This is a genomic window from Marinobacter sp. CP1, from assembly GCF_001266795.1.
Classification (GTDB): Bacteria; Pseudomonadota; Gammaproteobacteria; order Pseudomonadales; family Oleiphilaceae; genus Marinobacter; species Marinobacter flavimaris.
Window position 1 is genome coordinate 4,302,564 of sequence record NZ_CP011929.1, and the last position, 22,582, is coordinate 4,325,145.

Here is a 22,582-nt window from a genome sequence, read left to right on the forward strand (position 1 = left end):
GGAGAACAACATGTCAAAGAGTAATCCGTTTGAACACGGAAGCGTCTGGGTGCGAGGTGATTTTCACCTTCACACGAAGGCCGATAAGGAGTTCAGGTACGACGGTGACGATAACGCATTCGTCGGCGAGTACATAGACAGACTCGAAACGGCCGGTGTCGGGCTTGGCGTCATTACCAATCACAACAAGTTCGATATGGGCGAATTCAAAGCCTTGCGCAATGCCGCGCGAAAGCGCGGCATTGGACTGCTTCCCGGTGTGGAGCTGTCGGTCAATGACGGTGCTAACGGCGTGCATACGCTCGTCGTCTTTTCCGACGACTGGCTTAAGGATGGGAACGATTACATCAACCAGTTTCTTAATGTCGCCTTTACAGGTAAGACCCCTGACCAGTACGAACAGGAAAATGGACGTTCCAACGACAACCTGCTTGCCACGCTGAACAAGTTAGAGCAGTACAACAAGGATTTCTTCATCATTTTTGCACACGTTGAAGCGCCGAGCGGGTTGTGGAATGAGATCGACGGCGGGCGCATGCAGGAGCTGGCCGATGATCCACTGATCCAGAAATACTGTCTCGGCTTCCAAAAGGTGCGCACGCATGACAAACCTGACAAGAAATGCCGGAGGAAGGTGCAACAGTGGTGGGGCTCTAACTACCCAGCAGAACTTGAAGGAAGTGACCCTAAGGTCCTGGATGAAGTGGGGAGGGGAAAAGAGAGCTTTCTGCAGATCGGCGACTTCAATTTCGATGCTGTCCGATACGCCCTGACCGACTACCCCTTCCGAACGAGCCAAAACAAAGCACCAGATGTAAAACACTCTCACGTAGACGCTATTCGTTTCGAGGGTGGTTTGTTCGATGGAAAACGGGTCACGTTCTCTCCGCACCTGAACTGTCTCATCGGAATTCAAGGTAGCGGCAAGTCCTCGGTACTGGAGTGCCTTCGCTATGCTCTCAATGTAGAGTTTGGAGACAAGGCGCAGGACAGAGAATATAAGGACGGGCTGATCCCCTACGTGCTCAAGAGTGGGGGCAAGGTTGTGGTTGAAGCAACCGATCGTCATGGCACTCGCTACGAAGTCCAGCGCATTTACGGCCACGCGCCAGACGTATATGTCGCCGGCAAGTTACAGCCCGGTGTTTCGATTCGCGAAACTGTCATCAACAGGCCGCTCTATTTCGGGCAAAAGGATCTCGCCGCTGCCGGCAAGGAGTTTGGTCGAGATCTTGTCGAAAAGCTCCTTGGTGACGGGCTTCAACCTTACCGAAAAACGATTGAAGAGAAGAGGGGCGAACTTGAACAGGCTGTCGGGGCTCTCATATCGCTGCACAGCGATGCTGATCAACTAGCCTCGGTTGAAGGCGAGCTAAAGAATGTCACGTTCCGTCTTGAGCAATTCGACAAGCATGGCGTAAAAGCCAAGCTAGAAAAGCAGGTCGAGTTCAGCAATGACCTGGCATTTTGTGAGACCGTGGACGAAGCGGTCGCTGAATGGAAGGACAACCTCGAAAGCGTTGTCAGTGATGCCGAAGAAAGGTTCGAAGAGATCGGGCCGCACCAATCAAAGTTCAATGTGTCACTATTCGAGAAATACACCGCCCAGCTAGAAAAGCTAAAAGAAACGATTACCGGCGCAAAGACAGTGATAACGTCCATCATGACCGTGACGACTGATCTTGGTGCGCTACGTAACGAGCTTGAAACAACTAAGGATAGCCTCAAGGAAGAGTTTGCTGAGATAGAACGCGAACTCGTGAAGGCTCTCGAAAGTAACGGTGTTACATCTATACAGCCAGACGATTATATAAAACTCACAGAAAGGAAGACCGAACTCAAGACCTTAGTAACTGAGCTCGAGAAGAAAACCGAAAAGCACTCGTCAAAGCTTGATGCCGTACTTCGGGCCATAGCCAACCTCAACGGGGCGTGGCACGCAGAATTTAAATTCATAGCCGCCGAACTCGATAAAATCAACTCGGCTCAGCCGTCACTTCAAATCGCCAGTGACTTCAAAGGCGATAAAACCGCTTTTCAGAAGATGATGGAAGATACATTCCGGGGCAGCAACATCCGAAAGGAATCCTTTGCTGGGCTGGCAGCTGAATATAATGACTTCGGTGCAATTTACACAGATTGAGGTGGACCCCATCAGTTGGACAGCTTGAAGGTGCGGTTAAGCTCTGATCCAGTTTTATTCCCGGTTCAAGCTGCCAGGGTCATGGGTTGTTGGTAGTACACCTCATCCGGTGTTTGGTAATCAAGGGTCTGATGGTACCGGGTCTGATTGTAATGCCGGAAGTACCGGTGGAGCGCCTGCTTTAAGTGGTGTCCATCCTCGAAGGCTGTGAGGTAGACGCACTCGTGTTTGACGCTGCGCCAGAGCCGTTCCACGAAGATGTTGTCATGGTAGCAGCCCTTGCCGTCCATGCTGATCCGGATGCCATGCTCTTTGAGAGCGCTTGTGAAGGCCTCACTGGTGAACTGGACACCCTGATCGGTGTTGAAGATCTCCGGCGTTCCATGGCGCTGTAAGGCCTCCTCCAGGGCATCAATACAGAAGTCTGTGTCCATGGTATTGGAGACCCGCCAGGACAACACTTTGCGGCTGTACCAGTCGATGATGGCGACCAGGTACATGAAGCCCCGAGCCAGCGGAATATAGCTGATATCTGTTGCCCACACCTGGTTGGCGCGGTCGATTTTCAGCCCTTTGAGCAGGTACGGATACACCTTGTGCCCGTCGCCCGGAATGCTGGTTCTGGGGCGTGGATACACCGCCTGAATGCCCATGGTGCGCATCAGGCGCTGAACCCGCTTGCGGTTTATCCGGTGGCCTTTACGTTCCAGGTGGACACGCATCTTACGAGAGCCATAGTACGGCGTTTCCAAATGCTGCTGGTCAATCAGGTACATCAGATCCAGATCCTCCTGACACTGTTCACGAGGGACGTAGTACACCGACGAGCGGCTCAGTTTGAGCAGCTCGCACTGGCGCACAATGCTGACTTGGGGATGGCCATGCTCGATCATCGCCAACCGGCGTTGACGGCTTACTGATCGAGCTTGCGCGACAAAAAATCGCGTTCCACCGTCAGTCGACCGATCTCGCGGTAAAGCTCGTCAGAACTGGGCTCGTTGGACTGATTGCCGGACCTTTTTTTGCCTTCGAAGAGGTCCGGGGCATTCTCCAGCAGCTCGCGTTTCCAGGTGCTGACCATGGTCGGATGGATCTGAAACCGGGCAGCAATTTCAGATGTGGTCTGGTCACCCTTGAGGGCGGCCAGGGCGACTTTGGATTTGAATGATGCGCTGTATTGCTTGCGTTTCTTGCTCATGATTCTCCTCCTTGTGGAGATGATGAATCAGAGCTTAGGCACCTGTCCAAATTTCGGGGTCCACTTCAGATCTCTCTGAGGCTGCAAAAAAGGCGCGGAGCAAGGCGGAAACGTTTTCCGAAATATTTACGGATAATGCGCTTTCTCTTTTATCATTCCAAATTCCGAACAGTTATGAAGTTACATATAACGAGAAGCCACTGAGATCGCATTCATTAGGACAGCGAGCTTCTGCGATGATGCTGTTCCTGCTCAGCCAAAACGACAATGACCTTCTCCTTATAGATCAGCCAGAGGATGACCTCGATAGCCAAACTGTCTATGAGGAAGTCGTAAAGTTGTTGCGCACAATAAAACCAAGGCAGCAATTCATCTTTGCCACACACAACGCCAATTTTCCGGTACTCGGTGATGCCGAGACTGTGACAGCCTGCAGCGTTGAGGACGACGCCTTCGATGTAGTGACGGGTAGTGTCGACTCCAAGGATTGTCAGACTAAGATAATCCGAATCATGGAAGGCGGACCGGAAGCGTTCGATCGCCGTAAAACTATCTATCAAATCTGGAAGCCCAAAGAAGGTGCTAGTTGAGTTTCGCCTCCGGACAGACTGATGAAACTCCGTTCGAATCCTGCTGAGCCGGCAGCACAACTGCAGTCTTGGAATATCAGTTCCTTTCTGCGTATTCCAGACCAAGGTTGCCACTGATTCCGTTGGGAAGACTGCCACTGGCTGAATTTGGCGAACGGTACCGCTGCGCATAATCTGAGGTTATGGAAAATCTAATGGGCTTAGCGTGCCCATGGCCAAAAGGCAGGCACGAGCTTTATTAGATCTCTGTAGACCCCACCCACTCTTCACCGAGAAAAGCATCCAACTCAGGCAAAGTGAGATGCGCTGTCACAGATTCCAGCATCCATTGTGACCATCCGGGTTCGGGTGCCGGCATCTCAAAAACACGATTCCGATCTGCGTCCAGGACAGTCAGCGTAAGGTGGGCAACAGGGGTGAGAATGTCCGGCTCATAGGGGGCCTTGGCCGACAATAAAGTAAATTGCCACATCAGCTCCCAAGAATCTGCTGAAGGGCTTGGGCCAGCTGCTCTGGCGTTTTATAGCCTTTGATTGGCAAGCCCCCGATATCCTAGACACCTGACAGCTTCGTGAAATACTGCTTTTCGAAGTCCACCGGTGACAATCCACCATTATTGCCGTGACGGCGAATCGGGTTATAAAACATCTCGATGTAATCGAAGATATCTTGCCGGGCGGTTTCACGATCCTTGTAGATTTTCCGCTTCACTCGCTCACTCTTGAGCAGCGAGAAGAAGCTCTCAGCAACCGCATTGTCGTGACAGTTTCCACGACGGCTCATACTGGGCTTCAAACGGTGGTCCTTCAGGAAGTCTCTCCATTCACGGCTGGTGTACTGAGAACCTTGATCTGAATGAATCAGAACCTCGTGTTTCGGTCTGCGCCTCCAGGAGGCCATGAGCAAGGCGTCCATTACTAGATCCGTCGACATACGCGGCTTCATGGACCAGCCCACAATTTGCCGGGAGAACAGGTCTAGAACGGTGGCGAGATACAAAAATCCCTCGTGGGTACGAATGTAGGTAATGTCAGTCACCCATCGCTCATTCGGCTTCTGTGCGTAAACCGCTGAAGGTTGCCACCCATTCCACGTGAAGCCTGCCACCCGGACCGGAGCAAGGCTGCCACCCATCGGAGCGTAGCGACGCGGGGTTTCTCTTCTTACTCCGAAGTCTCAGTGCCCGTCAACTTTGCCTGCTGTTTTCGCATGGATTCGCCCCGCAGATTGATCTTGTAGGCGTTGTGTACGAGCCGGTCCAGGATGGCATCTGCCAGAGTGGCGTCACCGATGATGCCGTGCCATTCCTCGATGGGTAATTGGCTAGTGGCGATGGTGGAGCGCCGGCCATGTCGGTCTTCCAGCACCTCCAGCAAGTCCCGCCGGTTCTCCGCGCTCAGCTTCATCAGCCCCCAGTCATCCAGGATCAGCACGTCGACCTTGGCCAGGCTGGTCAGGAGCTTTGAGTATTGGCCATCGCCCTTGGCGATGGTCAGCTCTCGTAGCAGCCGGGTCAGGCGGACGTACTGGGCGGTGTAACCCTCCCGGCAGGCCTTGTGTGCCAGAGCACAGGCCAACCAGGTTTTCCCGACGCCAGTCGGGCCGGTGATGAGCACGTTCAGGTGTTCCTTCACCCACTGGCAGCTGGCCAGACTCTGGACAAGCCCTTTATCCAGGCCCCGTGAGTTCCGGTAATCAATGTCTTCGAGGATGGCGGCGTGTCGCAGCTTGGCCCGGCGCAGGCGGCTGCTCATGCGTCGGTTGTCCCGTTCCGTCATTTCCCGGTCGACCAGCAGGCCAAGGCGCTCCTCGAAGCTCAGGTCGGTAATGTCGGGGGTGGCCGATTGATCCGCCAGGGCGGCGGCCATGCCGGTCAGTTTGAGGGCGTGGAGCTTATCCAGCGTGGGATGTTTCAGCATGTCAGGTTCCTTCAGTGGTAGTAGGCGGGGCCACGGATGTTGTCGTGTGTGTCGGGTAAGGCCAGTTCTTGTTGCTCTTCCAGGGGCTGCTCATCCAGGCGGTGCTTGAGGATGGATTCGATGCTCTTGTATCGGCAACTGCCCAGCATCAGGGCGCGTTGGCAGGCACGTTCTAATCGTGCCTCGCCGTAGCTCTGGCCCAGCCGGAGAATGCCCAGACAGGACCGATAGGCCTGTTGCGGATGCTTTCTTGCCCCCAGCGCGGTACGGATAAGCTTTTCAGTTGCCGGTCCAGTCTTGGCTGCCCAGGCGGTCAGTCGCTCTGGGGTCCACTCGCCGGCTTGGCGATGGGACTCCGGCATGTGAGCGGCGATGGTGCTATGCCGACCCTTCTGATCCGAACGCCGGTGGCTGGCGATCCGGTTGCCCCGGTGGAAGCATTCGATGGTGTTGTGGGTGATCCGGACCTCCACCTCTTTCTTGATCAGGGTGTAGGGCACCGAGTAGTAGTGCCCATCGATGGCCACGTGGTAGTCGATGTGTACCCGGGCTTTTTTCCACTCGGCGTAGACATACGGCTCGGCGGGTAGCGGTTGTAGAACCGGCTGGTCCAGCTGTTTGAAGTGATCAAGCCGGCACCCGGGCAACTTGCGGAAGGGGCGGCTATTGAGCTTCTCCAACAGCTCACGGATGGTGGCGTTGAGCTGCCCCAGGGAGAAGTGCTGACGATGGCGCAGGGCCGCCAGGATCCAGCGCTCAACGATCAATACGCCACCTTCCACCTTGGCCTTGTCACGGGGCTTGCGAACCCGTGTGGGGACAACGGCCACGCCATAATGGCTAGCCATATCCTGATAGGTCGATGAGATGGTCTCCTCCCCTCCTAATCGGCGTCGCAATGCGCCAGGATAGGGAAGGAGAATTTTCCTATCAGAAACGAGTGGGAGGAGACCATGAGTAAGGTTACAACGGTTGGCATTGATCTCGCAAAGAACACGTTTGTCCTTTTTGGGCTGGGCCCTAAAGGTCACAGCGGGTGGAAGCGCAAAGTTCGCCGCAAGCAGTTGCTGGAGCAGCTGGTGCGTTTGGAGCCTTGCACAGTCGCTCTTGAGGCGTGTGGGAGCTCGCACTATTGGGCTCGCCAGATACGAGCGTTAGGGCATCAGGTTGAGTTGTTACCGCCTCAACATGTGAAGGGCTATCTTCGAGGTCAGAAAAACGATTACAACGATGCTCGGGCCATTGCGGAGGCCAGTGAACATGGGCGAATTCGCCCGGTGCCGATCAAAGAGGTCGAGCAGCAGGATGATCAGATGCTGCACAAGCTGCGCCAGGGCGTGAGCAAGGATCGGGTACGAATCAGCAATCAGCTTCGAGGGTTGCTGGCCGAGTACGGTGTGATCATGCCCCAGGGAATAGCGGCGCTGCGCCGGGAGCTGCCACTGGCACTGGAAGACGCTGACAACGGGTTGAGCGAGCGGGCCCGGCAGTTGTTGCACCGCCAGTATCAGCGTTTTCTGGAAGTAGAGCAGGAACTGGCCTGGTACGACCAACAAGTAAAGCAGAGATCGAGACAGGATGAGACCTGTCGGCGCCTGCAAGCGATACCGGGCGTTGGTGAAGTCGTCGCCAGTCTGCTGAAGGGCTGGATGGGTGATGGCCGCCAATTCCGGCGAGGCCGAGACGCTGGCGCAGCGCTGGGCCTGATCCCCCGTCAGAACAGCACCGGGGGCAAAGACGTCTTACTGGGAATCAGCAAGCGAGGCGACCCGTACGTACGCGCCCAACTGGTTCACGGGGCGAGAGCGGTGGTTGCCCGTGCGGACGGGAAAATGGACCGCCTCAGCCGATGGATCCAGCGACTCAAGGCAGAGCGAGGGTTCAACAAGGCAACCGTCGCATTGGCCAACAAGTTGGTTCGCATTGCCTGGGTGATTATCGCCCGAGGCGAGCACTACCAGCCATCGGAGCAACGGCTGGCGGTATGAATAAGTCAGGGATTGACTGAGCTAAATCACCGACGCGACGTCGGAAAGTAAAGCGGTTACCCTTCCCGCAGGTTGCGAGGGTCACAGCAATCGATGGCATAACAGGTCAGACCGGCCTGCCGAAAACCTGACTAATCCAAGGGCCCCAGAGGCCGTTAGGTCGATAAGGACGGCAGGCGCGGATCTTCCATCAAGGCCAGAGGCGACAAAGCCGCCTCATCAAACAGGCCGGATATACGGGCGCAAACCTGTCCCTGACATTGAGTGCTGAGACCTTGCAAACGGGGAGGAGACCATATACGGATTGAGATCCGGCTCGTAGCGATGGGCCTTGCTGACGCCGGAACGGAGGTTATCCGGAACCACCAGTTCCGGCACGCCGCCCAGGAACTCGAAGGCTCGGATGTGAGAGCCGATCCAGTCCGGCAGGGTCTGGCTCCAGGTGGCCTCGGCGTAGGTGTAATTGGACGCACCCATCACCGCCACAAAGACTTGCGCCTCATGGATCTCACCGGTGGTGCGATCAATGACGGGCACCGTGTGCCCAGCATAGTCCACGAACAGCTTTTCACCGGCTCGGTGGTCCTGACGCATCACCAGATCCAGCTTGCCCTGCCAGGCCCGGTAGTGCTCGCAGAACCAGCTGTACTGGTAGCCATCCGGATTGGCTTCCCGGTACTCCTGCCAGAGCAGGAACAGGGTGACGTTCTTGCCCCGGAGTTCATCGTGGATTCGCTTCCAATCCGGAATGCCTCGGGCCTGTGCCGGCAGATCCGGTGGTGGCGGGAACAGCCGTTGCTCCAGCTGGGCTTCACTCAGATCCTCTGGCAGCGGCCAGCCAAGCTCCGCCTCAGCAGCACGCCGCAGATACTCGCTCACAGTGGGGCGACTGATGCCGCAGGCTGCGGCAACCTGCCGGTTACTCAGCCCTCGCTCCCACTTGAGGCGAAGGACTTCTTTGATTTTACGCATGGATAACCTCATCGCTGGCATCTGGCCCTCTCCGGATGAAAAGGAGCAGAGTACCGTTAGTTATCCCGCGCCGGACGTTTTGATGGGGAAATCAGGCAGCCTGCCAGGGTGGCAGCTTTGCCGTGGAATCAGTGGCAGCTTTCGCGTGGAATGGGTGGCAGGCTTCGTCTGGAATCAGTGGCAACCTTGGTCTGGAATACGCAGCTTCTGAGCCGCAAAGTCGCGATCCAGATGATTGGGCGCAACATGCGCTGGCTCTCCGCCGTAGTAGCCTTTGTGGCGCTTGTAGCCGCGCTGAGCACGGATACCTTCGGCCTTCATTAATCGGTACACCCGATTCTTACTGCATCTCTCGCCGAGGTCTTTAAGATCAAGGGTGATATTTCGGTAACCGTACACGCCACCACTTTCGAGCCAAGCCTGTTTGATCAGCCCCACCAAGCGACGGTTGGCCTTGGCGCGAGGGCTTTCCGGTTTATGCAGCCAGGCATAGAAGCCACTGAAATGGACGCCCAGAACCCGGCACATGACACGGACTCGAAATTCACTCTGGTGAGTCCTGATGAAGCGATACTTTACTTGGACTCCTTGGCAAAGAACGCTGCGGCCTTTTTTAGTATGTCGCGCTCCTCGCTGACCCGGCGCAGTTCCGCTCTGAGCCTGCGCAGCTCTTCCTGCTGTTCGCTAATTTGTTGATGTTGGCTGCCAGCATCACCGTAGAGCTTGATCCATTTGTGCAGACTGGCTGAGGTAATCCCCAACCTCCGACACACATCAGTCACTTTGTAGCCACGCTCAGTAACTTGTTTGACCGCTTCGATTTTGAATTCTTCGGAGTAGCGCTTTCCGCTCATTACCAACACCTGTAGATTTGCGTTTAGTGTAACGCTATCAGGCGTCTACTGTATCGGGGGCTTGCCAGATGAGGTAATCACGACCGGTTTTGTGATCAAGAATTCTCAGAGCGGGTGTTCCGCTAATACCTAGCTTGGATCCCTCACGATAATCCCCGGAGATTCGGTCTTCGTGGGCCTCTGAATCCAGGCAGAGCTCCATCGCTTTGCCACTCAAGCCCATCGATCTGGCAAACGTCGGCAGATCACCCACCCCCTGACCATTGCTTCGAGTTTTCTCGAAAAATTGGTCAAGGGCAGCCCAGGCAACCTGGTTGCCATAGGACTCTCGCACGCACTCGACGGCTTTGGCTTGCATGGCGGCCGCCGGGTTATGACCGCTTAAAGGGAAATGCTTGAATTCCCAGTTGACGACGCCGCGGGAGTTATCAACGACCGACTTCAATCCACTATGCATTTTGCGGCAAAACGGGCACTCAATATCGCTAAATTCCTGCATGGTGAGGCGAGCGTTCAGGTTGCCGTATACGAGCCGGTCTTCAGGTGTTTGAGGGGAGGCCAATTCATATTCTCCGATGAGAGCTTGAAAAGCGTTCTTTGCCAGCCTTTGTTCGGCAAGGCCCAACCTCTGATCCACGATGGACACGACTTCATTGCTTGTAAGCGTCTGCTTGACCTGAGATTGCCCTTGTTTGAGCGCTTTAATCTCTGAAAAGTGGTGAGCGTGGCTCAGCGAGAGAACGCCAAGAGCCGCGAAGACAGCTACTTGCGAGAGTTTGGGCATAACAAAAGGTCCGGAATAAATTTTCACCATCCTATCGGCTCAGGACCGATTAATAAGGTTCAAACGGTCAGGTAGGCATGACCTTTTGTTTTCCGCCGGGCATTGTCCCTAACAGTAGAATTCCAGCAGTTATTTTCAAACAGAAATAGCTGGTGATTTGACTGGCCCACTTAAAGGCAGACCCTGACTTTGAAGACCCAAATTAGTGGAATCGTGATCGCACAGGTCGCAGATCAAATTGGCGGCGAGGTGGCAACCAGTTACCTGCCCGCCGGGTACACAGGTCACTGTGCCATTGTTGCGGAATCTAATTCGGATGTGATTGCCGTTCTATCGTCAGGGATAGAGGCATATAGAGTGGCGGCCTACGCAATCACTCCTGATGGTGGCTACGGATCGGTGAGCATCCACCCAACTCAGCTGGATGAAACTCATGAGTCTCTCCTAGACTGGATAGACGTCGGCAGAAAGATCAGGAGTGCCGTTGAAGATTGAACTGCTGTTCCTGGCTTTTGCCGCCTACGTCATTCTCCAGTTCGTCACCTTGAGAGTTCTTCGCGGTCATTGGAAGTCCCCTGCAGTCGTTTCAGCGGTCATAGGCGCCCTCATCACCGCGTACACAATCATCGCATTCCTTCTGGCTAGCAACCTGTGGCCACTGATGCTTCTGTTGTCGGCTCCCTGGATGTTGCTTTATTTCGTCTTGCTACGGATCCTGAATGCCCTGGTTAACGCAACATCACTCGGTAATCAACATCGTTGGTCGCAATCAAAGCCATGAAGAAAACTGTGCTGAAATTTCTGGGGTGGGCTGAGTTTCGGGCTCGAATGAAACATCGCTTTAATCCTGGGCCCGTTGATACAAGTCAGTATGCGGACCACTTTGCCAGCAAGGTCTCATGGTCTCCGCTGGACACGCAAAGCGTGCTTCTACGCCGGAGGCTCGTTTCCCTCGGGCCACTTGCTCTGACATTTGCATTGCCATCCTCGCTGAAGATCCTGATGGCTGTGATGCTTGTTCTGATTACCCTGCCGATGATTCTGGTCGTCGACACCTGGCGCAAGTTTGCGTTTATCGCACTGTTCATCCTGATTCCCGGGTACCTCACAATTGTCTACGTTCTTTATCGCTCGGCAAGCCGGCCGGTGTTCGATCGCAAATCAGGGCAGTTCGGGAAGGAATCGAGCCAATCTCGTCACAATGGGGGAATCCCGCTGTCGGACATTCATGCTCTCCAGCTGATCTCATTCTTTTACTCGGACGGCGATCCGAAATCAGCCGGCGTTGTTTACCAGCTGAACGCTGTTTTGAGCGACAAATCAAGGCGCGAAGTATTCACGCAACGCCAGCCTTTGACCTCCGCCGGCAGGAGGGCGCTTATCGGAGATTGAGAACGCCTGGCTCGATGGCTCGGAGTTCGTCTTTGGGAAGCGATACATGAATTTGATCGATAAGCTACGGACGATTAAGGTTTGAGCATCCGAATAAACAAGGAGCTCTTCAATGGAGCAACGTAAGGCGCGTGTGGTCATTCCGGATCATCTATCTTTCGCAGATCTCGGGCTCAAACGCCTTGAGACAGGCAAGATCGAATTCGACTGGAACGTGGTCAAGCAGATCTGTGAAAGCAGTGAGGGACTTCTTTTAGAACACCTAGAAGAAGGCCCAGGGGATAATGTCGTCGGGTTGATTCTTGGCTGGTATATAGTAATTCGAGAGAACGATGGTGAGACAGATCCTGTAGCCGAAGAACTCGTTGCTGAAGTGATGGAAGAGGAGTCAGAGGGCGCCCCCACTGATGATGATTCAGGTCATGCCTGAGCGACCCAGCTCCTCAAATTCAACCATTTCGCATCCATGAGGAATCAAAACCCTAGATAAGTGCAGTATTGAAGATTGTTGTAATTTCCCTTTTACCGCTGTCAGAGGGTTGGCAGACAAACGTGAAAAATAGCCCAAAAACACTCTCAACCTATTGAACTACTGGTTTTTTGGTCACCCAACCCCCGAGTTCATGCCATTCTGGGCGATAAGCGGAACTTGGCCTTGTTGTCGACCCCGCAGACTCTACTAGACTGGGGACTGACCATAGCGAATGCGGATTGCCTGGAAGACGTCGTGCCGAAGACCGGGCTGGTTTCGAGTGAAGATGTTACAGCGTTGTGGAGCGCTCGGCGCCAGCTTTTTTAAGCCGGTTGCCGGTCACGGCAGCAAGGGTGTCCACCAGGGCGACAATGCGCTGAAGGCCTCCTGTCTCTGAAAAAGTGAGGAGTTACCTGTCTCACTGGAAGGAGAAGTTCCTTAGCTGGCCTCGGAATCCGCGTGATGTTGCATATTGATCTGGCGCAAACCTGGCTAATGTGTAACCGACGCTTGTCTATATGATTAGCTTACGATTTACTGTTACTGAATCATCAATAGCAGGACAGTGACATGGACCCACAAACCCCTCGAGATCAGTTTCCATTCACCAATGCCCGGGTAGCAAGGTGCTGGCGTAAGTTGTTGGATGAGCGCCTGAAAGACCTGGGGGTTACCCAAGCTCGCTGGTTCACCATGGTCTGCCTGCAGCGTGGTGGTGGAGGATTGACCCAGCGAGAGTTAGCCCATTTGATGACCATCGAGAATCCGACATTGGTCCGCCTGCTTGACAGCCTCGAGGAGCAGGGTCTGATTGAACGCCGGCACTGTAAGCGTGATCGCCGCGTCAGGCTGCTGTACCTTACCAATGCCGGTGAGCGCTTTATGAGCGAACTGAATGAGCGGGCGAATGTCTTGCGAGAGAAGATGCTGAAAGGCATTGAAAATAACGACCTGGAAGTCGCCCTGCGTGTTTTTGAGCGGGTTATGGAAAATTCCGTCAACCTCAAAAATTCCTGAACCCGAGACATTTTTCAGGCGCGAGCGACAAGATTAGAACGGGAGCGTTCCGCATATTCCACCGGGACAGGACAGTTCCATCACGGCTAGCTGTCAATCATTAATTGTGTTACGTTCAGTTTATACTGAACAGATTGAACAAGTTGTGCGGGCAGCCGTCTCATCATTTCTGGCCGGCGACCAAAAGTCGCCGTAGCGGAAGGTATGTCAGCATCCTGGAGCAAGTTCTTTTGCATCCGGTTCAACCCAGCTTTGGCAGAGGAACCTTCAGTGAAATCTGGATGTTGCAGAAAGCGTTATCGGAATTGGTGCTCAGGTCTGTTGCTGGGTTCTCTTGTGACATCAGCTTCCGCTGAAGGCCTGCTGTCCCTGAAAGTAGAAAATGATGCGTTTTCCGCCGGCGGCGATGGTCAATATACCAACGGCGCAGAGGTGATCTGGGCCTTTGAGCCCCCTGATCGACATTGGACCCGCCGTCTTGCGGACGTCATTCCGGGCTGGTCTGGCAGTAGTCTTGCCGGCGCAACATATCGGCTAGGTCAACAGATGTATACGCCGGAAGATATAAAGGTTGAAGCGCTTATTAAAGATGACCGTCCCTATGCCGGCCTTTTGTTTGGCGGGATTTCGCTACTAAGCGAAAGGGAGCACGGTGGTTTGCGTTTGGCAGACAGCCTGCATATCGACGTGGGCATCGTAGGACCGGCTTCTGGTGCTGAAGTAGTCCAACGAAATTTCCATGAACTGATTGCGGCAGACAAGCCGAAGGGTTGGGATAACCAGCTTGATAACGAGCCAGTCATCAATTTCGGTTATGAACGTGCCTGGCTTATGAAGCAAAACTTTTCTGGGCTGACCATTGAATATGGGCCGTCTGCCGGGTTTGCGCTCGGCAACCTGTATACCTACGCTTCCGGCGGCCTTGGGTTTCGTTTGGGGGAGGGGCTTGATCGTAGTTTCGGCATTCCGTCAGTCGCTCCTGCACAAGGCGGGCAATCCTCTTTTCGGCGGGATCAGGGCTTTAGCTGGTACGTCTTCGCTGCCGTTGAAGGGCGCTATATGGCGCACAACCTGCTGCTCGACGGCAACAGTTTCGAGGGCAGCCACTCGGTTGATAGCCGCGAATGGGTTGGCGACGCCCAGGTGGGTGCGGCATTGACCTGGGATCGCTGGCAGATCGCCTACACCTACCTATGGCGTAGCGAAGAATTCGAGGAAAAGGACGGCGTCGATCAGTTTGGATCGATCGTTCTGTCTACCTGGTTATAAATAAAGGCATGGATCGAGCGGTTTTTGAGTCTTTGGCCCATTCAGAGGTTAGCTATATGGAAACAGAGAAGAGTTTGATGGCGCGTCTATTCGGGGTCCGCATGTTGCCAATGTGGATGGCGGCTTTGTTGCTGGCTGGTTGCGACAATTCCCCCGGTCAGGCAAAGGCTGAGAAGTCTGCACCGCCGCCTCCGGAAGTAGGAGTTGTTGAGATGCAGTCGCAGCGTGTGAATCTTTCAATGGAACTGCCGGGCAGAACCGCCGCTTACCGTATCTCGGAGGTGAGGCCGCAAGTCACGGGCATTTTGCAGGAGCGCTTGTTTGAACAAGGCGCCCAGGTCAAAGCAGGTGAGGTCCTCTACCAGATCGACCCCAACCGATACCGTGCTGCCCATCAACGGGCCCAGGCAGAACTGGAGCGCGCACAGGCCGAATTGCGACAGGCGCAGCGGGAGTGGGCACGTACGTCAGACTTGTTTGAGAAGAACGCGGTCAGCAAGCGTCAACGTGATGAAGCGTTATCGGCATTGGAGACAGCCCGGGCGAATGTCTCCCGATCCCAGGCTATGGTCGAAACGGCGGGTATCGAACTGGAGTATACCGAGGTCAAGGCTCCCATCGCAGGGCGCATTGGCCCGACACTGTACACGGAGGGTGCGCTGGTGACCGCCAATCAACCCCAGATCCTGGCGCGCGTGGTGCAGCTTGATCCCATGTATGTCGATATTCAGCTACCGGTCGAAAAACTGGCTCGAATTCGGTCGTCTCTGAAGGAGGGCGCTGCTTCTGAGGCCGGCCCAAATGAAGCCGAGACTGTTTTGTTGCGCGAAGACGGTACCGTCTATCCCCACAGAGGTCGCGTTGACGTTACGGATGTTACCGTCAACCAAAGCACGAGTTCCGTCACGGTGAGAGCCGTTTTTCCCAATCCGGACGAAGATCTCCTGCCAGGTATGTATGCGCGCGTTCGTCTGAGTGAGGGAATTCGGGAGAACGCCATTCTGGCGCCGCAGCAGGGCGTGAGCCGTAACCCGCAAGGAGAGGCCACCGCGTTGCTGGTCAACCCGGAGGGTGAAGTTGTCGCCCGCCAGTTAGAGGCAGAGCGGGCCATTGGCGCTTTCTGGCTGGTGGAAAAGGGGCTGGAACCGGGGGATCGCCTCATCGTCTCCGGTCTGCAAAAGGTTCGGCCTGGAGCCAAGGTGAAGCCGGTTGCCGCAGATATTCCATTACATCCCCCCCAAAACCAGCAAGCCAGTGGCACGAATAATCCGAAGAAGAACGCCTCCGACGACGAGGGCACCGCGCAATGATTAATTTCTTTATTTCCAGGCCCGTTTTTTCCTGGGTTCTGGCCATTGTCGCCATGCTGGCGGGTATCATGGCGATCTTCGTTTTGCCGGTCCAGCGATACCCGTCGGTGGCGCCGCCGGCGGTGGAAATTCAGGCCGATTATCCTGGTGCCTCGGCGGACACAGTGTCCAATACGGTGGTTCAGGTCATTGAACAAGAGATGACCGGCCTCGACAATCTGCTTTATATGGGGTCGACAGCGGATTCCTCAGGCCACGCTACGGTTACTCTCACCTTTGCGGCGGGCACCGATCCGGACATTGCCCAGGTCCAGGTGCAGAACAAGCTCAAACTGGCGGAGCCGCGACTCCCGGAAGTGGTGCGCCAGCAGGGGATCAGCGTTGAGAAATCCAGCACCAGCTTTCTGATGGTAATGGCATTCGTCTCTACCGACGGTCGCCTCAGCAAGCTGGATATCGCCGATTTTATCAGCTCCGAGTTAGCCGAACCCATTGGACGGGTAACAGGTATCGGCAGCGTGCAGGTTTTCGGCTCTGAATATGCGATGCGGATTTGGCTGGACCCTTCGGCGTTGACCAATTACGGCCTGACCGTCGCCGACGTGAGCGCCGCCATCGAGGCGCAAAACGCCCAGGTCACCGCCGGCCAGCTCGGCGGGCTGCCCGCGGTCGAGGGCCAGCAGCTCAATGCCACGGTCACCGCCCAGACCTTGCTCACCTCAACCGAAGAGTTCCGCAACATCCTGCTCAAGAGTATGCCCGACGGGTCCCGGGTGCGCCTGGGTGATGTTGCCCGCGTTGAGCTGGGCGGCGGTGCAGTCCAGATTGACACTTTCTACGATGGCGAACCGGCTGCCGGACTTGGCATCAATCTGGCGCCGGGTGCCAACTCGCTTGCGGTCACAGAGGCTGTTAAAGCGCGGCTCCAGGAGCTCGAGCCCTATTTTCCCGAAGGGGTGGAAATTCGGTATCCCTACCAGACGGCCCCTTTCGTGGAGGCCTCCATCGACGCGGTGGTCACAACCATCATTGAGGCAATCGCCCTGGTGGTCCTGGTCATGCTCGTATTTCTCCAGAGTTGGCGGGCTACCCTGATACCAGCGATCGCAATCCCGGTGGTGCTGCTGGGCACCTTTGCGATCATGGCGGCCTTCGGCTTTTCCATCAACATGCTCACTCTCTTCGGTCTCGTATTGGCGATCGGCCTTCTGGTGGATGACGCCATCGTGGTGGTGGAGAACGTCGAGCGGGTGATGCATGAGGACGGCCTGGGCCCGATGGAGGCGACGCGTAAGTCCATGGGGCAGATTGCCAGCGCGCTGATTGGCATCGGTGTGGTGCTGTCTGCTGTTTTTATTCCGATGGCCTTCTTTCCGGGCTCCACGGGGGCAATCTATCGACAGTTTTCTTTGAGTATTGCCGGTGCCATGGTGCTTTCGGTGCTGGTGGCTCTGATTCTGAGCCCCATGCTGTGTGGTCGGATACTCAAGCCCACGCACGAAAGAACCTTGCTGCAAAAGCTGTTCGGCTGGTTTGAAGCAGGCCTGGGGCGGCTGACCCGGGGCTATGTCCGGCTGGTTGGCCATACGGCGCGCCACGCCTGGCTCTACACATTGGCGTTCCTGGGCATCGTCGTCCTGGTGGCCGTTCTCTTTGTGCGGTTGCCCGGCGGGTTCCTGCCCGCGGAGGACCAGGGATTTGCCGTGGTGCAGTATCAGTTGCCCGCCGGTGCGACCCAGCAGCGCACAATCGATACCATTGAGGTTATCGAAGATTACTTTATGGAGCAGGATGAGGTGCAGGGCCTCTTCACAATCGCTGGTTTCAGCTTCGCTGGCCGGGCGCAGAACGCGGGACTGGCGTTCGTCAATCTCAAGCCATGGAGTGAGCGCGATCCCGAGACGCAAAGCGCCGGCGCCATCATTCAGCGGGCGAACCGGGCGCTTGCCGGGCTGGTGCGTGATGGGCGGGCTTTTGCTTTCAACCTGCCACCGATACCGGCATTGGGGCGGGCCCTGGGCTTTGAGTTGCGTTTACAGGATCGGGGTGCCATCGGGCATGAAGCGCTCATGGCAGCGCAAGGTCAATTGTTGCAGTTGGCGGCCGAAAGCCCCGTGCTGACGAGTGTGCGCCCCAACGGTTTGGCGGACAATCCCCGCTACAAAGTGGACATTGATCACGAAAAGGCACAGGCCCTTGGCATAGAGTTGTCCGAGATCAGTCGACTTCTGTCGGTGACCTGGGGCTCGCAATACGTTAACGATTTTCTCCATGAGGGGCGGGTCAAGCGAGTCTATGTTCAGGGTGATGCCCCTTTCCGGATGCTGCCTGAGGATTTTGAGGCGTGGTATCTGCGAGCCGGTAACGGAGAGATGACCCCGTTGAGCGAAGTGACGAACGGACGCTGGGAGTATGGCTCACCGCGCCTTGAGCGTTTCAACGGTGTTCCGTCCCGCCAGATTCAGGGTGAGCCGGCACCGGGGTACAGTACCGGTGAGGCCATGGCGGAGGTCGAACGTTTGATCGCTCAACTCCCGGACGGTGTGGCCGGAGCCTGGAGCGGCCTGTCCTATCAGGAGCGCCAGGCCGGTGCCCAGGCATCCCTGCTTTACGCGCTGTCGGCACTGGTGGTGTTTCTGGCGCTCGCCGCGCTCTACGAAAGTTGGACGATACCCATTTCCGTGATGCTGGCGGTGCCATTGGGCGTACTCGGGGCGGTACTTGCAGCGATGGTTCGCGGGCTTCCTAACGACGTCTTCTTCCAGGTTGGCATTCTGACCACCGTTGGTGTGACTGCGCGCAACGCTATACTTCTGGTGGAGTTCGCCCGAACACTCGAGGAGCAGGGAATGAAGCTGATTGAGGCAACCAAGGAAGCGGCGCGAGTGCGCTTGAGGCCGATTCTGATGACATCGGTTGCTTTCGGCATGGGTGTGTTGCCGCTTGCTTTCGCCAGTGGAGCCGGTGCAACCACCCGTATTGCGATAGGAACGGCGGTTCTCGGCGGCATGATTTCGGCAACGATACTGGCGACGTTCTTTATTCCACTGTTCTATGTGGTCGTCCGCCGTATCACGGATTTTCTGAGTGGCTCCAGAGACCAGGATGCCTCGGCTGCGGCCGCTCCCGGACGTGCAGACGGAGGTGTGGCTGATGATCGTTAAGGTATTGCTGGCCACTGTGATTGCTTTGTCACTTGGTGGCTGCTCACTCGCGCCGACTGTTGAGAAACCCGAGCCGTCGGTGCCGGAAAACTGGTCTTCCGCACGACTTTCGGCGGACGAGAAACTCCCCCTGGATTGGTGGCGTGGCTTTGGCGATCCGGCGCTTGTCACCCTTGTTGAAGAGGCGCTTGGTGCCAACAGCGACCTGCAACTTGCTGCTGCCCGGGTCGCCGAGGCGCGGGCGCTCCTTACCGGCCAGCAGGCGGAACAATATCCGCTTCTGGAGGTAGAGGGCTCTGCGGTGCGCCAGGGGCCGAGTGAGGAGGTTGTCAACAGTGCTGGTGGTGGTCAACCCTTTAACGATATCCAGGTCGGTGGGGTGCTATCGTACGAGCTGGATCTTTGGGGGCGACTTGCGAATGCCAGCGAAGCAGCCCGGGCACGGCTTCTGGCCAGTGCAGCGAATCGCGAGGCCGTCCGACTAGCCGTGATTGGTGAGGTGGCCAATGGTTACTTCAATTTGCGTGCGCTTGATCGTCAGATCGACATCGCGGAACGCACCGTGTCATCCCGCCGCGAATCGGTCGCCCTGCAACGGGCCCGGTCCGAAGGAGGCGAAGTTAACGAATTGATCCTGCGGCAGGCTGAAGCCGAGCTTGCAGCCGCTGAATCCGAACTTCCGAGGCTTCGCCAGCAGCACACCCTTCAGAGAAACGCCTTGGCAGTGCTTCTGGGGCGAGATCCACAACAGATTGTACGGAGTGATATTTCCGTAGCAGATACCATTGATGAGATGAATGTTCCGGCCAGAATCCCTGCCGGACGGCCCGCGGACCTCGTGGTCCGGCGACCTGATATTGCTGCAGCTGAACAGGAATTGATAGCGACCAATGCCGAAATCGGTGTTGCCCGGGCGGCGTTCCTGCCCAGGATTTCGTTTGAGGGGCTGCTGGGCCTGCGAAGTGCCTCCGGTGGCGACTTGTTCCAGGGCTCCGCATCCACTTGGCAGTTGGGCGGCTCGTTAGTCGGCCCGTTGCTGGACTTCGGGCGATCCGAGGCACTGGTCAATCAGGCGGAGGCGCGTCAACGCCAGGCCCTGATTGCGTATCGTCAGGCCATTCAAGTGGCGTTTCGGGAGGTGCTCGACGCTATGGCCGGGGTGCGTGGTACCGAAGATCGCTTGGAAGCGCAGGCCCGGCAGGTAGCAGCACTGCGAAGCACAACTAAACTTGCGCGATTGCGATTTGAGGGGGGCGCGTCCAGTTACCTGGAGGTGCTGGACGCTGAACGAAGCCTGTTTACAACCGAACTTGATCTCGTGGAAACGCGGCGTGATCAATTGCAGTCAACGGTTAATTTGTATCGAGCTCTGGGCGGGGGTTGGCAGAGTTCGCTACAATCTTCTGATTATGCAAACACTGACTGATTCAGACAGGCGTTTTATTGAGCGCCTCGGTCTTCAGGCTCAATCTGAAGGCTTTTCCCGCATCGCTGGGCAACTTTGGGCGACACTTATCGTGTCGGATGGTCCCGTCAGCTCATCGCAGCTTGTGGATACGTTGCGCGTCAGTAAGGCGAGCGTCAGTACGAATACGTGCTTTCTTGAAAGGCTCGGTATTGTTGAACGTCGAACAATGCCGGGTGAGCGCCAGGATTTTTTCGCAATTCGTCCCCATCCTTATGCTGCCTTGGTGGAAGGGCAGATAAAACGGCTCGAGGCCAGAAAGGAGGTGATTGCCGAAGCCAAGGCAACCATTACCAATGAACAAACGCTTGCCAAGCTGACTGATCTCGATCAGTTCTACACTCTGTATTATGAGAGCTCCAAAGACCTTCTGAAGCAACTGAAATCTCAAGTCCGAGGTCATAAAACAAAATAAAACCAAATAAAACCAAAGGAGTAGGCTCGAGCTTCATCCGGGCCTGAATGAAACGCTGGCTATGTCAGAGCAACCCCCGTCGGTGTTACTGCAAGGAGGGCCTGGACCGTTCTCACCGTTTGGAATGTCTTGTCAACGGCTCAAAACAAAGCAGGCTCGTCAATTTGCCTCTTGCAAACCTACCTACTGATAGGTAAATTAAGTGTCGTATGCTTAATGACCAACAGAGGTAATCAATGAAAATCTACGATATCGAAGGCTTTCCGAACCCGCTCCGCGTTCGCATCGCTCTGGCAGAAAAAGGCGCAACAAACCAGGTGGAATTCGTCCCGGTCGATGTCATGGGCGGCGAGCACCGTTCCGAGGCGTTCAAGACGAAAAACCCGGATGCCACCGTGCCCATGCTGGAACTTGACGACGGCACCTGCATCGCCCAGTGCAATGCCATCACCGAATATATCGACGGCGTCTTTGATGGTCCGTCCCTTATGGGTACAACCCCAGCGGAGCGTGCCCGTATCGCAATGATGAATCTGCGGGCAGAAAACGGTCTGATGAATGCCGTGGGTGCCTATTTCCATCACGCGACCCCCGGGCTTGGTCCGGATCTGGAAACCTGGCAGTGTGCTGAATGGGGTAATAAACAGAAAGAAATTGCCAGCGCAACCATGGCCTATCTTGACAGCGTTCTGGCGGACAACGAGTTTCTCGCAGGCGACAGCTTCTCGGTCGCAGACATCACCGCCTTTGCCGGCCTGGGGTTTGCGGATTTCGCGAAGGTGGACATTCCCGAGTCCCTGACCAATCTCCAGGCCTGGCGCGCAAAAGTCGCAGCCCGTCCTTCAATTGCCGGGTAATCCGAAACCTTCGGATTTAATGTAAGCGCTGAAAACATGAAGGGCACAAAAGGGAGGAATAACATGGAGATCAATGCAGATTTCTCCAAACCGGTGGTTATGCATTCCGACCAGATTGAATGGCAGCCCTCGCCCATGAAAGGGGTGGAGCGGCGCATGCTGGACCGGATCGGGGACGAAGTTGCCCGCGCCACGACCATCGTGCGTTATGCGCCGGGCAGTCATTTCTCGGCGCATACCCATACCGGTGGAGAAGAATTCATCGTACTCGATGGCGTGTTCCAGGACGAGCACGGTGACTTCCCTGCTGGCACCTACGTGCGCAACCCCCCAACCACGTCACATATTCCGGGCTCTGAAACGGGCTGCACGATATTTGTGAAACTGTGGCAGTTCGACCTGGCCGACCGCACCCAGTTCAGCAAGAATATGGAGGCCGAGCTGGGCGCCCCAGTGGGCGGCGTTGCCACCGCAAAGCTGCATGAGGACGATCGTGAGATCGTGACCTACAGCCAGCTCGATGCGGGGGCGACACTGACCTCTGAGGCGCCCGGCGGAATCGAACTGCTGGTGGTCGAAGGTTCGGCTATCAGGAATGGCGAGGTGCTGGCCAGGCATGACTGGCTGCGCCTCCCTGAAGGACACAGGTTGTCCGTGACGGCCGGGGACGACGGCGCCAAGATCTGGATGAAAACGGGGCACCTGCGATTTGCCGGGGCGCCGAGGGTATAAGCCCGGCAATAGCGGGATTGAAAAGGCAGACAGGTGAATAA

At 56.0% G+C, this 22,582-nt stretch carries 17 protein-coding genes and 4 pseudogenes; 13 read left to right on the top strand and 8 right to left on the bottom strand.

What is annotated here, in order from left to right; all coding sequences use genetic code 11:
• The first annotated feature begins 10 nt into the window (after positions 1-10).
• Positions 11-2,143: a TrlF family AAA-like ATPase gene (locus ACP86_RS19830; RefSeq protein ID WP_200905077.1), complete on the top strand. Its 2,133-nt coding sequence runs from the start codon at positions 11-13 to the stop codon at positions 2,141-2,143.
• 65 nt (positions 2,144-2,208) lie between these two features.
• On the opposite strand, the gene ACP86_RS19835 is transcribed toward ACP86_RS19830, so the two are convergent.
• The 5 genes and pseudogenes from ACP86_RS19835 to ACP86_RS19865 form a co-directional block, all read right to left on the bottom strand.
• A protein-coding gene (locus tag ACP86_RS19835) for an IS3 family transposase (protein ID WP_413771717.1) occupies positions 2,209-3,341 on the bottom strand; the annotation gives its coding sequence in 2 pieces (ribosomal slippage) (positions 2,209-3,059 and positions 3,059-3,341; 1,134 coding nt in all).
• Between the two features lie 215 nt (positions 3,342-3,556).
• Positions 3,557-4,045, bottom strand: coding sequence for a hypothetical protein (locus ACP86_RS22885; RefSeq protein ID WP_158499471.1), 489 nt, complete (start codon positions 4,043-4,045; stop codon positions 3,557-3,559).
• A 438-nt stretch (positions 4,046-4,483) separates the two neighbouring features.
• Positions 4,484-4,987 (bottom strand): annotated as a pseudogene (locus ACP86_RS19855) (IS3 family transposase); the annotation flags it as partial.
• A 107-nt stretch (positions 4,988-5,094) separates the two neighbouring features.
• Entirely contained in the window at positions 5,095-5,850 is a 756-nt protein-coding gene (gene istB / locus ACP86_RS19860; RefSeq protein ID WP_008170042.1) for an IS21-like element ISSpu5 family helper ATPase IstB, read from the bottom strand.
• Between the two features lie 11 nt (positions 5,851-5,861).
• Positions 5,862-6,728: pseudogene (locus ACP86_RS19865) on the bottom strand (Mu transposase domain-containing protein); the annotation flags it as partial.
• A 75-nt stretch (positions 6,729-6,803) separates the two neighbouring features.
• Between ACP86_RS19865 and ACP86_RS19870 the strand changes: the two are divergent.
• Positions 6,804-7,838 carry an IS110 family transposase gene (locus ACP86_RS19870; protein ID WP_053115202.1) on the top strand — a complete coding sequence of 345 codons (1,035 nt, stop codon included), beginning with the start codon at positions 6,804-6,806 and terminating at the stop codon, positions 7,836-7,838.
• A gap of 300 nt (positions 7,839-8,138) precedes the next feature.
• Here ACP86_RS19870 and istA read toward each other — a convergent pair.
• From istA to ACP86_RS19890, 3 genes and pseudogenes are all read right to left on the bottom strand, one after another.
• A pseudogene (gene istA, locus ACP86_RS19875) lies at positions 8,139-8,831 on the bottom strand (IS21-like element ISSpu5 family transposase); the annotation flags it as partial.
• 195 nt (positions 8,832-9,026) lie between these two features.
• Positions 9,027-9,664, bottom strand: a pseudogene (locus tag ACP86_RS23335) (IS3 family transposase); the annotation flags it as partial.
• A 37-nt stretch (positions 9,665-9,701) separates the two neighbouring features.
• Entirely contained in the window at positions 9,702-10,478 is a 777-nt protein-coding gene (locus ACP86_RS19890) for a DsbA family protein (RefSeq protein WP_227507764.1), read from the bottom strand.
• Between the two features lie 454 nt (positions 10,479-10,932).
• Here ACP86_RS19890 and ACP86_RS19900 point away from each other — a divergent pair, with 454 nt between their 5' ends.
• From ACP86_RS19900 to ACP86_RS19950, 11 genes are all read left to right on the top strand, one after another.
• Positions 10,933-11,229: a hypothetical protein gene (locus tag ACP86_RS19900; RefSeq protein WP_041335718.1), complete on the top strand. Its 297-nt coding sequence runs from the start codon at positions 10,933-10,935 to the stop codon at positions 11,227-11,229.
• Positions 11,226-11,840: a hypothetical protein gene (locus tag ACP86_RS22785; protein ID WP_075196044.1), complete on the top strand. Its 615-nt coding sequence runs from the start codon at positions 11,226-11,228 to the stop codon at positions 11,838-11,840. Before ACP86_RS19900 ends, ACP86_RS22785 begins: the two co-directional genes overlap by 4 nt.
• Before the next feature lie 112 nt (positions 11,841-11,952).
• On the top strand, positions 11,953-12,270 hold the full coding sequence (locus ACP86_RS19910) for a hypothetical protein (RefSeq protein WP_052479578.1): 318 nt from the start codon (positions 11,953-11,955) through the stop codon (positions 12,268-12,270).
• A gap of 612 nt (positions 12,271-12,882) precedes the next feature.
• A complete protein-coding gene (locus tag ACP86_RS19915; RefSeq protein WP_041335715.1) occupies positions 12,883-13,329 on the top strand; it encodes a MarR family transcriptional regulator in 447 nt (148 codons plus the stop codon).
• A gap of 204 nt (positions 13,330-13,533) precedes the next feature.
• Positions 13,534-14,598, top strand: coding sequence for a lipid A deacylase LpxR family protein (locus tag ACP86_RS19920; protein WP_227507765.1), 1,065 nt, complete (start codon positions 13,534-13,536; stop codon positions 14,596-14,598).
• A 116-nt stretch (positions 14,599-14,714) separates the two neighbouring features.
• Positions 14,715-15,908, top strand: a complete 1,194-nt coding sequence (locus ACP86_RS19925; protein ID WP_264752611.1) for an efflux RND transporter periplasmic adaptor subunit — start codon at positions 14,715-14,717, stop codon at positions 15,906-15,908.
• Positions 15,905-19,072 carry an efflux RND transporter permease subunit gene (locus tag ACP86_RS19930; RefSeq protein WP_053115208.1) on the top strand — a complete coding sequence of 1,056 codons (3,168 nt, stop codon included), beginning with the start codon at positions 15,905-15,907 and terminating at the stop codon, positions 19,070-19,072. The genes ACP86_RS19925 and ACP86_RS19930 overlap by 4 nt, the downstream gene beginning before the upstream one ends.
• On the top strand, positions 19,062-20,498 hold the full coding sequence (locus ACP86_RS19935; RefSeq protein WP_053115582.1) for an efflux transporter outer membrane subunit: 1,437 nt from the start codon (positions 19,062-19,064) through the stop codon (positions 20,496-20,498). Before ACP86_RS19930 ends, ACP86_RS19935 begins: the two co-directional genes overlap by 11 nt.
• On the top strand, positions 20,482-20,952 hold the full coding sequence (locus ACP86_RS19940; protein WP_053115209.1) for a GbsR/MarR family transcriptional regulator: 471 nt from the start codon (positions 20,482-20,484) through the stop codon (positions 20,950-20,952). Before ACP86_RS19935 ends, ACP86_RS19940 begins: the two co-directional genes overlap by 17 nt.
• 236 nt (positions 20,953-21,188) lie before the next feature.
• On the top strand, positions 21,189-21,809 hold the full coding sequence (locus tag ACP86_RS19945) for a glutathione S-transferase family protein (RefSeq protein WP_041654905.1): 621 nt from the start codon (positions 21,189-21,191) through the stop codon (positions 21,807-21,809).
• A gap of 63 nt (positions 21,810-21,872) precedes the next feature.
• Positions 21,873-22,541, top strand: coding sequence for a cupin domain-containing protein (locus ACP86_RS19950; protein WP_053115210.1), 669 nt, complete (start codon positions 21,873-21,875; stop codon positions 22,539-22,541).
• Positions 22,542-22,582: the final 41 nt, after the last annotated feature.

Excerpts from the sequence above, each read along its gene's own strand:
- ACP86_RS19830 (WP_200905077.1), top strand. The coding sequence starts at position 11 with ATGTCAAAGAGTAATCCGTTTGAACACGGAAGCGTCTGGGTGCGAGGT.
- istB (WP_008170042.1), bottom strand. The coding sequence starts at position 5,850 with ATGCTGAAACATCCCACGCTGGATAAGCTCCACGCCCTCAAACTGACC.
- ACP86_RS19870 (WP_053115202.1), top strand. The coding sequence starts at position 6,804 with ATGAGTAAGGTTACAACGGTTGGCATTGATCTCGCAAAGAACACGTTT.
- ACP86_RS19890 (WP_227507764.1), bottom strand. The coding sequence starts at position 10,478 with ATGGTGAAAATTTATTCCGGACCTTTTGTTATGCCCAAACTCTCGCAA.
- ACP86_RS22785 (WP_075196044.1), top strand. The coding sequence starts at position 11,226 with ATGAAGAAAACTGTGCTGAAATTTCTGGGGTGGGCTGAGTTTCGGGCT.
- ACP86_RS19910 (WP_052479578.1), top strand. The coding sequence starts at position 11,953 with ATGGAGCAACGTAAGGCGCGTGTGGTCATTCCGGATCATCTATCTTTC.
- ACP86_RS19915 (WP_041335715.1), top strand. The coding sequence starts at position 12,883 with ATGGACCCACAAACCCCTCGAGATCAGTTTCCATTCACCAATGCCCGG.
- ACP86_RS19920 (WP_227507765.1), top strand. The coding sequence starts at position 13,534 with ATGTCAGCATCCTGGAGCAAGTTCTTTTGCATCCGGTTCAACCCAGCT.
- ACP86_RS19925 (WP_264752611.1), top strand. The coding sequence starts at position 14,715 with ATGGCGGCTTTGTTGCTGGCTGGTTGCGACAATTCCCCCGGTCAGGCA.
- ACP86_RS19930 (WP_053115208.1), top strand. The coding sequence starts at position 15,905 with ATGATTAATTTCTTTATTTCCAGGCCCGTTTTTTCCTGGGTTCTGGCC.
- ACP86_RS19935 (WP_053115582.1), top strand. The coding sequence starts at position 19,062 with ATGATCGTTAAGGTATTGCTGGCCACTGTGATTGCTTTGTCACTTGGT.
- ACP86_RS19940 (WP_053115209.1), top strand. The coding sequence starts at position 20,482 with ATGCAAACACTGACTGATTCAGACAGGCGTTTTATTGAGCGCCTCGGT.
- ACP86_RS19945 (WP_041654905.1), top strand. The coding sequence starts at position 21,189 with ATGAAAATCTACGATATCGAAGGCTTTCCGAACCCGCTCCGCGTTCGC.
- ACP86_RS19950 (WP_053115210.1), top strand. The coding sequence starts at position 21,873 with ATGGAGATCAATGCAGATTTCTCCAAACCGGTGGTTATGCATTCCGAC.